Genomic DNA, 11,906 nt, shown 5'->3' on the forward strand with positions numbered 1-11,906 from the left:
CCGGTTGCTTATACTCCGACGGCCAGTGAAGAGGGGGGCGTCTCCCTCTTCGGAGTGCTGTCGGACCGGACGAACGTACTAGACGTGATTCCCCCACGTTTGACGTCGTGTCGTTCGGTCTGCCGCGTCTGAGTCGTGAGTGCCGGCGACGTGCGCCGATACCGGACGGGGTACTCAGGGCTAACCGTTTAAAGTGGGTGGTTACTCTCATTCTGTGGTCGAATCATGACAGCGAACAACGAGACCGGTCGAATTGCGAAACTGGACGAAGTAAAGGAACTCCTCGCGCGGTTAGAGGAGGAGAAAGACATGAAGTTAGGCGGTCCACGTGGAGCGCTGATGCGGGCGGGGCAGAGCGTGTCGGTAGAATCGGCGTACATGAACCACATGCAGAAAGCGGCTGGGCAGATTACTGGGCTTGCGATCGAAGGTGGGTACGATGAGACTGCATCGGACGTCGCCGCCCTGATCGATGAACTCGAAGCTGCGAGTCGAGGTGGGTCCGAATGAGTGAGTCGAACAGTGACTTGTCTGCGGAGGAGAAGTTCGTCGGGATCGTCAACGCGGCGATGGCGAAGGGGGTGCAGAACGGTGTTGACCCGGACCTGATGGCTCGCGTCTGCCTGAACACCGCCCGCGAACTGTATGATTACTACGGTGCTGGGGAAGAGCACACGAACTACCTCGCGTTCGTGACCGACGCGCAGTTCGAGCAAGCCGAAATCGAAGAGTGGCTGGATCACGTCGAAGCCCGGGAATGGCGAGACGGCAAGCGGAACTAGCCCTGAGTCGGTTCGACGTGATTCAGCTTATCGGTAGGAAATTTCCGTTCATACCCAACGCAGATGGTCTTCGGAGGAAGACTGGGTCGATATCGAGTTCGCAATCGGTTGGATGCGAGATTTAAGATAGTGCCCTAAGCCACGGTGAAGCTGAATTACTTCACTTCGGTTACATCGGCTTCGTCCGCGCCAGCCTTTACTGCTTTAATACCCTGTTTTGCCTTCGATTTTGTCGCATATCCTTCGCCGCTGTCAGCGACGATGTTCCCGTTATCATGCCGTAATCGCCATCTCCACTGACCTGCCCCATCCTCGAATATCTCAAACGAGAGTTTGCTCATACAGGGGCTACCACATGCAGCGTAGAAATGGTTTGGGCGTACGTTAGAACTAAGCGACTGGTTCCCGTTTTGTTCTGACAACAGATGTCCGAGAATACAGGTGAAGAGATTCCCGAGGGCATCATTGAACCCGACTGGGAGTCAACCATTTGGCGTTATATTGACTTCTACCAGTTTGTCTCGTTGGTCCAGAGGGAAAGCCTGTATTTCAACAGAGCGGATCGGTTTTCTGATCCATTTGAAGGATCCCTACCCCTTCCGAATGCGAGGGAAAGACAGGAGATCATTGACGAGTTCGAATTAGCGGAGACAGCTGACGACGTTGACGAGCTAGCCTCCTCTGCTTATGAATCATATCGCAAATTCACGTTCCTCAACTGTTGGCACTCCCGGGATCGAGAATCAGCATTTATGTGGGAGTTGTATTCTGACCAAGCAATCGCACTGAAGTCTACAGCAGGTCAGCTCCGCGAAGCACTCACAGAATCTGGAGAGGACGTGCAAATCAGCAAAGTTCGGTATATTGACTACCAAGAGTCGAAAATTGATGAGGAAGATACCTTCAGTCCGTTCGTTCATAAACGCCTGAGTTACGAAAACGAGAACGAAATTAGAGCACTCATTCAACAGCCACCTGACGTTCGTCCACAGCGTGAATCAGATGATTCTCCGGGTGTCTACGTCCCCGTCGGTGATGACGTGACCGACGCGATGCTGATCCCAGGAAAATTCGTATCAGTAAATCTCCCCGAACTGATTTCAGAGATATACATTTCCCCATCAAGAGGAGAGAAATTCGAAGAGCTAGTCAAAATGCTAGTCTCCGATGCTGGACTAGACATAGAGGTTAAAAGATCTGAGCTTGACTCTGACCCGGTCTATTAATGCGACAAGCAGGCCGATTATCCTTGTCACGGTTCCAGCGATTACTGGCCATCGGTTTCCCATATTCTCGTGAGATGCTTGCTATGCGGAGCAGTGTGCTTCGGTAATTGTTGTAGGCTTCAGCACAGTAGTGGGACTGGCCCTGTTCATGGACACATGTCCGTGTACAGGTTGTACACGACTTTCCTCTTTTATTAGTGGATCAAACCCAGATATGGGTGTATGAGAGACACCGAGAATGTCGCCAGTTACGTCCGGTCGAGCAGCGACCAACAAGAGGAAGCCCACCAGATTGACGACATCGATGCGTGGGCGGAGAACCACGGCATCGACCCGCGAGATATCGACCGGTACGCTGATATCGCTCAGTCAGGGGCCGACCCAGGACGCGAGCAGTTCCGCGAACTAATCGACACGATCGAAGCGGGCGAGTACGACCGAGTCATCATCTGGGAAATCAGCCGGCTGGCACGACTCGGCAGCACTTACCAGCGGTTCTTCGAGGCAGCTGGCGATGCAGGGACGATCGTGAATATCACGAACGGGTGGACGGACACGGTCAAACCGGACGGCACCGGGAAGCTCATCGCAGACATCAGCGCCGCGGTAGCAGAGGAGGAGCGACGGAAGCTCATCAATCGCGTTGAGTCAGGCATCAGGCGCGCTCGGAAGGAAGGGAAGTGGCTGGGGGAAGTGCCGGTCGGGTTCGAGCGGAACAACGAGGGATACCTTCGCCCGGTCATCGATCCGGAAGGGAACGAGGATGGGTACTTGGAACTCCGCGCCGCGCTGCAGGACATCGAGGACGGAGAGTCCTACCGTGCCGCCGCCGACGGTCTCAATACGACCCGGCAGACGCTCAGTCGAATCCACCAGGACGAGGATCGCCGGCAGTGGTACCTCGATGCGGAAGCGGGCGACGATCGTGTTGCGGAGGCGCTGCAGGACGTCGCCACAGGCACGAGGACCGACTCATAGTGGCGCGAGGGGTGGTTCGAGTTACGATACCCGCGAGTTTGTCAACTACAGCGACGGAATGTGGCTGTTGAAGTGACTCGGTGCAGTGACATTACCCGCCGCCCGAATGGGGCGGCGGGCGGAGAGAGTGACGACGGGCAGATGACGCTCGCAGGCTACTGACAACGGCCTTCTTGTTGTCAACACGACCCGTTCCCCCCGGAGCCGGATTTATCAAACTGAGAACCACACAGTCACCCATGGCCGACGACGACGAAGAGAACGACACGAAGGAGAGCGAAAACATGCAGGAAGAAGGAGAAGAGGAGTCACTTAGCCGGTCCTTTGTCGCCGAAACTCCAGACGAAGATCCGCGGTTTGAGACGGCCGGTACAGACACGTCAGATCACGGTAGCGAGAACACCAGTGATGGGAGCGATGAACAACCCTGTGAGAGCGACGAGTAACCAATACACGGTCTGAAATTGCAGGGTTTACTTCCAGTCCGCGGCGACGGTTTTTACCCACGTAGCAACCACTAATGGGTACATGACCGACGATAACGGGGATTCTGAGTCCGAGTCGGACTCACCGACTACAAGTGTTGATCGGAAAGCGAGAGTTGCGGATACACCAGAGGATGACCCGCGTGGGTCATCAAGCGACGGTGATTCCTCCGGAGACGAGTAACCATGTCTGACGATAACGGTGATTCGAGTTCGAGTGGTGACGGGAGCAAACAAAGTGCGAACAGGAAAGCGCAAGTCGCCGACACACCAGATTCCGACCCGAGAGGTGGGAACGACGGTGGTGGCGACGGTGGGTCGAGCTCCGGAGAGGGAGGTGAAGACTAATATGAGCGACGATGACAACGGCGATGAATCGGGCAACCGGCGAGAACTAGAGAAAGCGAGGGTAGCAGACACGCCAGACAAAGACCCGCGAGAACAATCTGCAGAGGCTGCGCAGGCTGACACGGCCGAGAACGACAGCGACGAGTAACTCCGCAGAGGACGCCTTGGAATGGTCTTCAACCTCCCTGTTCTCGATCTGATATTCGCGTTCCTATTCCTTGTCCCTGGATTTCTCACTTATCGTCTCGCGCGGCACTTCGGGAAAATCACGGTTCAGACGGATTCATTCAACAAGACAGCGTACGCGTTGATTGCGAGCGGAGTGGCGATATCGATCACGTGGATTGTATCGACACTATTGTTCGATATTCCATTTTCGGCGCTTGTTCAGCTTGATTTGAATGTCTTCCAGTTGGCGTGGTTTTACCTTGGGATTGTCGGGGTATCATCCGTTCAGGGTGTGATCGTAGGTGTGGCGGTGGATCGGGGGCTACGCCGTAACCATCGAGATAAACGAGAGCGAGTGTGGACGTTAGCATTCAATGGGTCTGACCAGCCGATTGAAGCGCGTGTGGTGACAGCAGGAGGCGACGAGATTCACGGTTACGTGCAGTCCTGGGACAGTGTCGGTCACGGGAAGGATATCTTGCTGAGATACCCGAGGCGGCTTGATGATGAATACGAGGAAATCGGCGACGACGACGGTCTGTTTATCGGGGAGTACGTGTTGCTGAATGAGGCTGACGTCTCGCAGATTTACTTCGAAGAAGACATCGAGATTGACTAACTCTTGACCGTTCCCCGGGACGGCGGGAGTTGTCAACACGTGTTACCTCTCTCTTGAGGGTCCTCCCCTTACCCGTAGACATGCGAATCAGGCAGAGACACGCAGTCACAGCACTGCTAATCCTCCTGGCGCTCACCGTCCCAGGAGCCGCGCAATCAGACACCGATACTGAAACATCACCCGCCGCCCATCCGGGCGGCGGGCAGAGAGAGTGATTCCGGGATGATAGCGCGGAATCGTGCGGGCGGTGGTGCGCCCGCATGGCGGGCTATACACGTTAAAGGTCGTAGTTTTTGCGAAATCAGTGTGGCCACGAACGGTTACCGCACACAGTGACCGCGCAGTGTTATCGCCCCCACCGGACACAGGGAGTGGACACGAACACAGGGTACAATTAGCAGGACGGTGGGCGGACTGCCAGCACGACTATACTACCGCGAACACGCAGTAGGCGGCCTGAACCGGGCGTCTGAGGGCAGGGTTTTAAACGTGACAGCAGGTTACTGACGGGTACGATGCCGCCCTCCCTCGAAATCGACCAGGTCATCCGCATTGAAATCGGCGACCCCGTGAACGACGACAACGACGACGGCGACGCCAACAGGTACCACGGCCGGGCAGTCCACCCCGAACACGTCACACCCGTCACTGTGGATCCGCACGCAATCCTGCGCAGCATCCGGCCCGGCGACACGGTCACTGCGGCCGCGTACGACCGCGAGACACTCGGTGCGCTGCTAACGCCCGCAGACGCCGACGGCAGCGTGGAGGTGGAACAGCAGGAAAATTGGCAGAGCACACTCGGCTACACCGCCAGTACCAACATCGAACAATGACACGAATCGACTCAATAACCCACGTTCCGAACGAACGAGTCGAAATCAGCATCGAGCGAGACAACGGTGACGAAGAGACTATCTCCGTGTCAATGTAGATGGAGCAGCTGCGCGGTATGGCCAGTCACGCAGTCATGGACGGCACGACCCTCATGCCGAGCGGCGAGGGCGTCAGTGCTGCAACAGTCGGCCGTGATCCCACGCACGAACGAATCAGGGATGTGCTCGCAGACCTCGATATCGGTGACGATGTCCGGCAGACAGTACAGGCTGTGTGCCTACAAGCATAGACCAGTTCTACTACCAGAAAGATTCTACAGAATCAGTAGATTAGATCTTAGTTATCTTCAAACTCGAAGCGGTCATTTCTGCCTTCGTCTTCGGGAGACATGTCGAGGACGACGAAGGTAGCAACATCTCGCTCATTAGTCCTCCCACTCGTCGCTTCGACATAGAGACCATTCCCAATTTTACCGGTGTCAAACCCTTGTGAGGGGGATGGTGAGGGGTTTGCGTCTATGTTATATCGGACGGTGAATGGGTATAACGTCTGTCCGTAGTCGTTCTCTTCTTCTTCGGAGTACTCTAAGAATTCCACAGTTACGTCTTCTTTAGATAATTCCTCTCTCGCAACGAGAAACGCCTGTTCGCAGATAGTTTCGCACTCCTCTGGTGAGGGCTTGAGGGGTTCCATCGACAGAGAACATGGACTGTTTGAGAATAGTGTTTGGGGGCTTTGTTGAAATCGTCACCAGCTATCAGGAATAGTGCCCGACTCACTAAGTACAGAGCACTCATCGGTCGGCCGTGGAATCACACGGCCGTTGCGGTTATGCTCCCGAATTCGGTGGAAATAGACGGTGTGATCCTTTGCCGAGAACGAACGCCGTAGTTCCAGCTATGAGCGCCACCAGAAGTGCGAGAATCGGTCCGTATTTGAGTCCGAACATCAGTTCGGAGTAGGGATCCATGCCCACTACAGACGGACGCAGAACATGGTAATTTCGTTCACCGAAACTGTCGCCTTGGAGATACGCCACCAGCGGAGGGACGACGTATAACCACAGGGCGGCGAGAAAGACGGCCAGCCACCCACTGAGGAGTCCACCGTTGTTCCGGCCTGCATAACCAGCCAACCCCAGTGCAAAGACGATCAATCCATCCCAGAGATACCATCGAAGGCTATGGAGTATCGTATCCACTTGGAGAATAATTGGCAGTGAAGCGACGATTGTTGCGATGACGGCTATTCGCACAACCCGAAGGGAGGACTCTTTATCGCCAAGAAACGGGGACTTGATATCCATGTGATTCTCTTTGCAACAATCATGTATAGTTGTTCGGTTGATTTGCATACCTACTGAGCGGCTATTTCACACCCACTCAGGTGGTTAGAACCCGCCTCGATGTGCTACGTCACTTCGGTAAGTACAGACGAGCCGCCAATCAGTCTGCGTAGAAGAGAACTCTATTGCAGTCCGGACAGACGTGTGCGTCAATAGTAGTCGCACTCTTGAATCCAAGCGTCCCAAGGACGCCCTGATCGTTCGGTATTCGGAGCATGTCCCCACGACTATTCACGTCATAATCAATGCGCTCAAGTTCCACATCACAGTCGGGGCAAGTCCGAGGCATACAGTTAATTAACGAATCCGATTAGAAAGAATATTCGATACAGTAGTACGCATAGAGAGAATCACATTATTGGTTCGCAACCCCACTTACCGGCTGTTTCACTGAATATAGTGTCTAACTAAGAGGATTTCAACAAAGCCGTGTATTCCTATCGGAAGGCAGAGATAGCTGCCTAGACAGGCCCGAGGCGACGTCGCCCTAATCACGTCGGGGCCTGTTCCTCGCCATTGCGCGCTCCGACGAGTTCGACATCAAGGTGGATACGCTCGTAGGGCAGGTACGGCCGCTTCGCCTTCCCCTCCTCGATGACGAACAGCAGCCCGTAGTCGGCGAGCAGCGAGACGTCGTCGTGGACCGTCCGGTAGTCCCTATTGAGGTCCTCCGCGAGTGCGGTAATACTCTCGGCCGCCCCCTCGGTCCCCATGAGCGTTTGAAGGAGTTCGAGTCGGCGGTCGGTGAGGATCTTCCGCAGCTCACTGACAGTTGGGAACGACACGACTGCGGGCTGTTCCTCGCCTTCGCTAAGAGCACTAACGGTATCGAGGGTGTCCTCACGCATTTCACCGAACGACTCCACAGTGACACGGAGCACGCTAGGGTGGGGGCGGTCACGAGGATCGCTGTACTTGTCGGGCCATCCGTCGTCGGTGGGGTCAGTCATTGGTTGTGTCCTCGGTGTGAGTGAGGTAGGCGACTTCCTGAAGGAAGCGAGCGACGTGCGCGGTTATACTCCGGAACTTGATCTCGTTGTCCTCCCCGAAGCGGACGTGTCGGTGATGCCAGCCGAGATCGTCGTCATCGTGAGCGTTGTCGAAGCGCAGTATCTCTTCCTCTTCCGGGTGGTAGTACTGGAACCGGTAGAACCACCCACCCGGGTATTCGTCATCGGGGATAGCGAACATTTCCACGCGACCGCCAGGGACCGCGCGGTTTAGTTCAAGCGGGTGGTTCCCGGCCATCCTCTACCTAGCTATGGTCTATGACCTCATAAGACATAAAGATAGCTGGACCGGGTATTCCAGAACATCACCTGCCCCCGAAAGAATAGAAATGGTACCGACTCAATTATCTTTGAAATCTGTTCACAGCTAAGAATCGAAGTTCGACCTGATTCTCTCATCAAGGTCATCCCCCATATCATCATGATACGCCAAGTATGTCTCAGCGTTCCTCATCCAACCTTTCAAACCAGAAGGACTGGCTTCTGGGGACTCGATAATAACCGAGCGAAGTTCAGAACAGATAGTCTCGATCACCTCTATCAGTTCTTCAGAGTTCATCGTGGATAAGGTCCAATCCGGCGTCTCGAAACCGTCGGCTGTGGTAGTACCCGTGGCCCTCAAAGCATGATCGGGTTCCGACTCTTCTGCACACCGAAGGACGATTGAACCGTGGCCTCTGTAGGAATGGTTGTTCATCCCTGTGTAGTCTACGAGTTGCTCAACAGTTGATTCTGAACCGAGGCAGGCCAAGAGCTGCCCCAGATACAGCGTATGGTTGCTCTCCATAGAACGGATATTGGTGTTCTCGATTGCATGGAGAAGCGGTTCCTTCGACTCCATCTTCCACACCCAGAAAGAGCCGAGATGGCCGTTGTTCCACGAACTCTGAACAAGGAATGCCAACTGCTCCTCAGCGAGATCTAGCTGGCCTGTGTTGAGGTAGTAGTCGTACAGACTTTCTTCACTACAGCTGTGTCGATTCCTGCGCCTCCACTTGGTCACGTCCGCGTTCAATTCCCGGGATACGCTGTCCAGTTCGATAGGATTAATCAAAGAGGATTGAATGTCTGGTCCGTCTTCGCCAGGACTCACCGGGATCACGTTATCATCATCTTCTGCCTCAACTTCCCGAACTTGGCCCAGATCCCTGAGGTAGTCGATATTCATCCCGACCACTTGCTCGATCCCATCCGTGATGTAGTCCCGCTCTTTCTCTAAGTGAAATTGAACGAAGTCCAGATAGTCCTCTCGTCGGGCCGGACGGTTTCTGTCCCCATCTCGAATGTAGACATCTCCCCGCGACAGTTCAGACCCCAGCTCCCGATTGATAGTGACCGGAGGTGAATCATGAGCCTCAATGACGATCAAGCACAGGTATGGCTCCGTATCGTCGTACTTGTGGATCTCGACATCAGGGGTCGGTGTCAGGTAATCTGCCAGTGTGTTCTGAGGCGTAGAAGTATCGACATCCAATAGACTGGTATATCCACTTAGTTGCTCCGTGGTTCCGACTATGTCGCCGGAGTCGTCTACTCCGACCAGAATGTATCGTTCGTCCTCGTTCAGGAAGCGCAGGCCATAATCTGGCTGTAGAGAGACTGTGTTAGCCATCGCGGCGACATCCTTGATGAAATCCGCTTTCTTCTCGTTTCCACGGTCCTCGTTGATAGGATAGTGATGTTTCAGGTCAACCCAAGTGTGTTCGTCCCCGGTAAGGTTGCCGGCCAGCTGTTCTACCTCCTCCCTGAGCATCTCGTATTTAACCAACAAATCTTGGCCACCATATCTGTTGTGCAATATACTTCTTTATTTACTATATGGAATGGTTAGAATATTATGGTGAAATATCCTTTTGGGGGAACGGATTGTGGGTACCTAATGTACACCCATTCTCACAAAGATGCGCCAGATGTTCGGCTCGGAATGAGGAACATCTGGGCCTCAGAAGCCCGATAACCCTTTTTCAGCCGCTCTCTCCTTCCACGTTCCGTAGCTCCCGCCAGGGATCCACGTTGGGTCGTGTGCCCGACAGCGGCGTCCAACTCCGGCAGTTGCGACGGTCGTCCAACTGGGCGGTCGAAACCGTGTGGCGTCGGCTCAGTCGCTACCGACGCCGCCCGGACGCGCGGCGACGAACACGCGCATCTCGATCTCGTCGGGGCAGGTTCGCTCGACCGCCCGGACGACGTCGAGCGACTCGTATTCCTCGGCGGCGTAGTTCGGGTCGTGAAGCCCGACGGCCGCAGTGCCGTCGGCCGTACCGTCGACGACCCGATCTGTTCGCCGCTGGAGTTTCGTTTTGAGCTCTTCGCGGGGGCCCATAACCGGAACTTTTCGTGTGCTGAACTAATAGCGCTTTCGGGGGATTCGGCCTGGAGAGCGCCGCAGCATGCTCGGTTACGCGCGACGCGTTCCCGACAGCCGTCGCTGTACCGCTCGTCACAACCGCCCCGTTGTGTACGTCCTCCGCGAGCGCTCGGGAGTTCGATCACGACGACCGGCAGTCACGTTACAGCGCGTTCCTGACAAACAGCTAATCGGACGGCAGAGCGCCCCGTAACCGCCGCGTCGGTCCTTGGTACTCCGACTCAGAGTAAGGTTATAACCCTCCGGCCGATATAGCCGATGACCATGAAGAAGCAGGAGCTCATCCACCTGCACGGCCTTCTCGCGGAGCTTCAGAGCCAGTTCGACGCAGCGGGGGAGACTGTCTCCGAGGAGTACCGGGAGCTGGGCGTGCAGCCGACATCGATCCACCGATCGAAAACTGACCACAAAGCCGCCGTGTTCGCACTGATCCACGGCGTCACCGACGAACTCGAAGACGACGGCGAGGCGGAGACGGAGACGATCGCCGCCACCGCCGACTGAGTCCTCCGGACTGCCGTCCGATCCCGTCCACAGACCCGCCAGCGACTGCGTTCTCGACGGTCTCGGGGAGTTCGATTCACGCCCGTCCGTACTGAAGCGTTTATCTGTCTACCGTGCGTACCGTTCGGTGAGGCGCGCCGGCAAGCGCCGAAGAGGGACCACCATGAGTGTACGACAGACACAATCGGGCGACCTGCTCGCATCGTACCCCGACTTCGGGCTGAGCTGTCTGTACGACGACGACGAGAACCCATCGGAAGTCACCGTCTTCCCCGGGGAGGAGATGTCGACCACCGAGTGGGTCACCGCCGACGTCGACAGCGCCGTCTCGCTCGACGAGCTCCGGTAGCCGGCGCGACCGTTTTTCCGTGCTTCGACGACGCTGGTGCTCCAATCAGGCGAGGAGAGCGTCCACCTGCCGCTGTTCTAGCTGCCGGATCGCTCCCCCGCAGAAGATAGCGGTGAACTACCCCTCCCTACTCGCTCGGGTAGTGTTCAGATAAGCTGGTTCCATGCGAAGGCGAACGCTTGAAACCAATTTTCGACGGTGTTTGGTTCGGCGTGACTGAAACAGTTTGAGAACTGGTTGGTTCGTCGTTTTAGTTCTCGGAAGACACGTTCGACGCTGTTCCGATTACCGTGTTTCTCGTATCTGTAATCGAGGCCGTGTCGATGGAGTGCAGCTTTCAACCAGGCTGCAGAATCGACGAGAAAGAGTGCGTCATCAACGAGATGTTTGTCGCGGAGTTCAGCGAGGAATATCTCGGTAATCGCTTGATTTCTCGTTGTAGAGAGCTTGACGTGCAGGAAGCGGTTCGTTGCAGGATCGACTGCCGCGTACAGCCAGAACCGTTCGTCGTTGAGTTGGATCACGGTTTCGTCAACCGCGACGTGATCCGGGTTCGCACCGTCGAGGGGCTGTAGATCGGCCTTCTGCACCCAGTTGTGAACGGTCGTGCGACACCGTTCGACACCCAACATATCGAGAACCGAGATGGTATCCGAAAGTGATAGTCCAGCCAGATGGAGCCGGATACCGAGCTTCATCGCGGGCTCGGGTGTCGCCTCTCGCTCCAGAAAATCTAACTCGAAGCAGTCGCTACCTCCGTTGAGGCGGGCGATTTCGAGCATGAACCACTCAAAGATCGTCCCGCCTCACTCTTCATCCTTATCTGAACACCGCCACTCGCTCGGCTCCGCTCACTCCTTGAGGAAGGGGACTTAGACCTAATAACA

At 55.6% G+C, this 11,906-nt stretch carries 19 protein-coding genes; 11 read left to right on the forward strand and 8 right to left on the reverse strand.

All coding sequences use genetic code 11. The features are described from left to right. Positions 1-225: 225 nt before the first annotated feature. Positions 226-510, forward strand: a complete 285-nt coding sequence (locus B4589_RS04660) for a hypothetical protein (RefSeq protein ID WP_079233173.1) — start codon at positions 226-228, stop codon at positions 508-510. Then, the gene (locus B4589_RS04665) at positions 507-782 is read left to right on the forward strand and encodes a hypothetical protein (RefSeq protein WP_079233174.1); all 276 of its coding nucleotides are present in this window, start codon (positions 507-509) and stop codon (positions 780-782) included. The genes B4589_RS04660 and B4589_RS04665 overlap by 4 nt, the downstream gene beginning before the upstream one ends. A gap of 155 nt (positions 783-937) precedes the next feature. On the opposite strand, the gene B4589_RS04670 is transcribed toward B4589_RS04665, so the two are convergent. Continuing rightward, entirely contained in the window at positions 938-1,123 is a 186-nt protein-coding gene (locus tag B4589_RS04670) for an HVO_2922 family protein (protein ID WP_079233175.1), read from the reverse strand. A gap of 84 nt (positions 1,124-1,207) precedes the next feature. On the opposite strand from B4589_RS04670, the gene B4589_RS04675 reads away from it, so the two are divergent. From B4589_RS04675 to B4589_RS04705, 7 genes are all read left to right on the forward strand, one after another. Further along, positions 1,208-2,008: a hypothetical protein gene (locus B4589_RS04675; protein ID WP_143414270.1), complete on the forward strand. Its 801-nt coding sequence runs from the start codon at positions 1,208-1,210 to the stop codon at positions 2,006-2,008. Positions 2,009-2,230: 222 nt separating this feature from the next. Then, positions 2,231-2,986 (forward strand): recombinase family protein, encoded by a 756-nt coding sequence (locus B4589_RS04680; protein WP_079233176.1) that lies wholly within the window; start codon positions 2,231-2,233, stop codon positions 2,984-2,986. Positions 2,987-3,225: 239 nt separating this feature from the next. Continuing rightward, positions 3,226-3,432 (forward strand): hypothetical protein, encoded by a 207-nt coding sequence (locus tag B4589_RS04685; protein ID WP_079233177.1) that lies wholly within the window; start codon positions 3,226-3,228, stop codon positions 3,430-3,432. A 388-nt stretch (positions 3,433-3,820) separates the two neighbouring features. Next, on the forward strand, positions 3,821-3,967 hold the full coding sequence (locus tag B4589_RS04690) for a hypothetical protein (RefSeq protein ID WP_158081141.1): 147 nt from the start codon (positions 3,821-3,823) through the stop codon (positions 3,965-3,967). 21 nt (positions 3,968-3,988) lie between these two features. Continuing rightward, entirely contained in the window at positions 3,989-4,606 is a 618-nt protein-coding gene (locus tag B4589_RS04695; RefSeq protein ID WP_079233178.1) for a DUF6338 family protein, read from the forward strand. 515 nt (positions 4,607-5,121) lie between these two features. Next, on the forward strand, positions 5,122-5,442 hold the full coding sequence (locus B4589_RS04700; RefSeq protein ID WP_079233179.1) for a hypothetical protein: 321 nt from the start codon (positions 5,122-5,124) through the stop codon (positions 5,440-5,442). Positions 5,443-5,540: 98 nt separating this feature from the next. Further along, complete coding sequence (locus tag B4589_RS04705; protein WP_079233180.1) at positions 5,541-5,732, forward strand: hypothetical protein; 192 nt, start codon at positions 5,541-5,543, stop codon at positions 5,730-5,732. 47 nt (positions 5,733-5,779) lie between these two features. Here the strand turns inward: B4589_RS04705 and B4589_RS04710 are convergent, their stop codons facing one another. The 6 genes from B4589_RS04710 to B4589_RS04735 all read right to left on the reverse strand — a co-directional run bounded on the left by B4589_RS04710 (position 5,780) and on the right by B4589_RS04735 (position 10,121). Continuing rightward, positions 5,780-6,136 (reverse strand): hypothetical protein, encoded by a 357-nt coding sequence (locus B4589_RS04710; RefSeq protein WP_143414271.1) that lies wholly within the window; start codon positions 6,134-6,136, stop codon positions 5,780-5,782. Between the two features lie 136 nt (positions 6,137-6,272). Beyond that, complete coding sequence (locus tag B4589_RS04715) at positions 6,273-6,749, reverse strand: hypothetical protein (RefSeq protein ID WP_143414272.1); 477 nt, start codon at positions 6,747-6,749, stop codon at positions 6,273-6,275. Positions 6,750-7,279: 530 nt separating this feature from the next. Further along, positions 7,280-7,738, reverse strand: coding sequence for an HTH domain-containing protein (locus B4589_RS04720; protein WP_079233182.1), 459 nt, complete (start codon positions 7,736-7,738; stop codon positions 7,280-7,282). Then, complete coding sequence (locus B4589_RS18125; protein ID WP_079233183.1) at positions 7,731-8,036, reverse strand: DUF6516 family protein; 306 nt, start codon at positions 8,034-8,036, stop codon at positions 7,731-7,733. The genes B4589_RS04720 and B4589_RS18125 overlap by 8 nt, the downstream gene beginning before the upstream one ends. Positions 8,037-8,165: 129 nt before the next feature. Continuing rightward, entirely contained in the window at positions 8,166-9,551 is a 1,386-nt protein-coding gene (locus B4589_RS04730) for a helix-turn-helix domain-containing protein (RefSeq protein ID WP_079233184.1), read from the reverse strand. Between the two features lie 345 nt (positions 9,552-9,896). After that, entirely contained in the window at positions 9,897-10,121 is a 225-nt protein-coding gene (locus B4589_RS04735) for a hypothetical protein (RefSeq protein WP_079233185.1), read from the reverse strand. Positions 10,122-10,430: 309 nt separating this feature from the next. On the opposite strand from B4589_RS04735, the gene B4589_RS04740 reads away from it, so the two are divergent. Both B4589_RS04740 and B4589_RS04745 read left to right on the forward strand, forming a co-directional pair. Next, positions 10,431-10,670 (forward strand): UPF0058 family protein, encoded by a 240-nt coding sequence (locus tag B4589_RS04740; protein WP_079235171.1) that lies wholly within the window; start codon positions 10,431-10,433, stop codon positions 10,668-10,670. Positions 10,671-10,833: 163 nt separating this feature from the next. Beyond that, positions 10,834-11,019, forward strand: a complete 186-nt coding sequence (locus B4589_RS04745; protein WP_079233186.1) for a hypothetical protein — start codon at positions 10,834-10,836, stop codon at positions 11,017-11,019. A 146-nt stretch (positions 11,020-11,165) separates the two neighbouring features. On the opposite strand, the gene B4589_RS04750 is transcribed toward B4589_RS04745, so the two are convergent. Further along, positions 11,166-11,801 (reverse strand): IS6 family transposase, encoded by a 636-nt coding sequence (locus B4589_RS04750; RefSeq protein WP_079233187.1) that lies wholly within the window; start codon positions 11,799-11,801, stop codon positions 11,166-11,168. Positions 11,802-11,906: the final 105 nt, after the last annotated feature.

Source organism: Halolamina sp. CBA1230 (genome assembly GCF_002025255.2).
Classification (GTDB): Archaea; Halobacteriota; Halobacteria; order Halobacteriales; family Haloferacaceae; genus Halolamina.

What these genes read in the sequence shown, in the direction of transcription:
- B4589_RS04660 (WP_079233173.1), top strand. Translation starts at nt 226, where the DNA reads ATGACAGCGAACAACGAGACCGGTCGAATTGCGAAACTGGACGAAGTA.
- B4589_RS04665 (WP_079233174.1), top strand. Translation starts at nt 507, where the DNA reads ATGAGTGAGTCGAACAGTGACTTGTCTGCGGAGGAGAAGTTCGTCGGG.
- B4589_RS04670 (WP_079233175.1), bottom strand. Translation starts at nt 1,123, where the DNA reads ATGAGCAAACTCTCGTTTGAGATATTCGAGGATGGGGCAGGTCAGTGG.
- B4589_RS04675 (WP_143414270.1), top strand. Translation starts at nt 1,208, where the DNA reads ATGTCCGAGAATACAGGTGAAGAGATTCCCGAGGGCATCATTGAACCC.
- B4589_RS04680 (WP_079233176.1), top strand. Translation starts at nt 2,231, where the DNA reads ATGAGAGACACCGAGAATGTCGCCAGTTACGTCCGGTCGAGCAGCGAC.
- B4589_RS04685 (WP_079233177.1), top strand. Translation starts at nt 3,226, where the DNA reads ATGGCCGACGACGACGAAGAGAACGACACGAAGGAGAGCGAAAACATG.
- B4589_RS04690 (WP_158081141.1), top strand. Translation starts at nt 3,821, where the DNA reads ATGAGCGACGATGACAACGGCGATGAATCGGGCAACCGGCGAGAACTA.
- B4589_RS04695 (WP_079233178.1), top strand. Translation starts at nt 3,989, where the DNA reads ATGGTCTTCAACCTCCCTGTTCTCGATCTGATATTCGCGTTCCTATTC.
- B4589_RS04700 (WP_079233179.1), top strand. Translation starts at nt 5,122, where the DNA reads ATGCCGCCCTCCCTCGAAATCGACCAGGTCATCCGCATTGAAATCGGC.
- B4589_RS04705 (WP_079233180.1), top strand. Translation starts at nt 5,541, where the DNA reads ATGGAGCAGCTGCGCGGTATGGCCAGTCACGCAGTCATGGACGGCACG.
- B4589_RS04710 (WP_143414271.1), bottom strand. Translation starts at nt 6,136, where the DNA reads ATGGAACCCCTCAAGCCCTCACCAGAGGAGTGCGAAACTATCTGCGAA.
- B4589_RS04715 (WP_143414272.1), bottom strand. Translation starts at nt 6,749, where the DNA reads ATGGATATCAAGTCCCCGTTTCTTGGCGATAAAGAGTCCTCCCTTCGG.
- B4589_RS04720 (WP_079233182.1), bottom strand. Translation starts at nt 7,738, where the DNA reads ATGACTGACCCCACCGACGACGGATGGCCCGACAAGTACAGCGATCCT.
- B4589_RS18125 (WP_079233183.1), bottom strand. Translation starts at nt 8,036, where the DNA reads ATGGCCGGGAACCACCCGCTTGAACTAAACCGCGCGGTCCCTGGCGGT.
- B4589_RS04730 (WP_079233184.1), bottom strand. Translation starts at nt 9,551, where the DNA reads ATGCTCAGGGAGGAGGTAGAACAGCTGGCCGGCAACCTTACCGGGGAC.
- B4589_RS04735 (WP_079233185.1), bottom strand. Translation starts at nt 10,121, where the DNA reads ATGGGCCCCCGCGAAGAGCTCAAAACGAAACTCCAGCGGCGAACAGAT.
- B4589_RS04740 (WP_079235171.1), top strand. Translation starts at nt 10,431, where the DNA reads ATGAAGAAGCAGGAGCTCATCCACCTGCACGGCCTTCTCGCGGAGCTT.
- B4589_RS04745 (WP_079233186.1), top strand. Translation starts at nt 10,834, where the DNA reads ATGAGTGTACGACAGACACAATCGGGCGACCTGCTCGCATCGTACCCC.
- B4589_RS04750 (WP_079233187.1), bottom strand. Translation starts at nt 11,801, where the DNA reads ATGCTCGAAATCGCCCGCCTCAACGGAGGTAGCGACTGCTTCGAGTTA.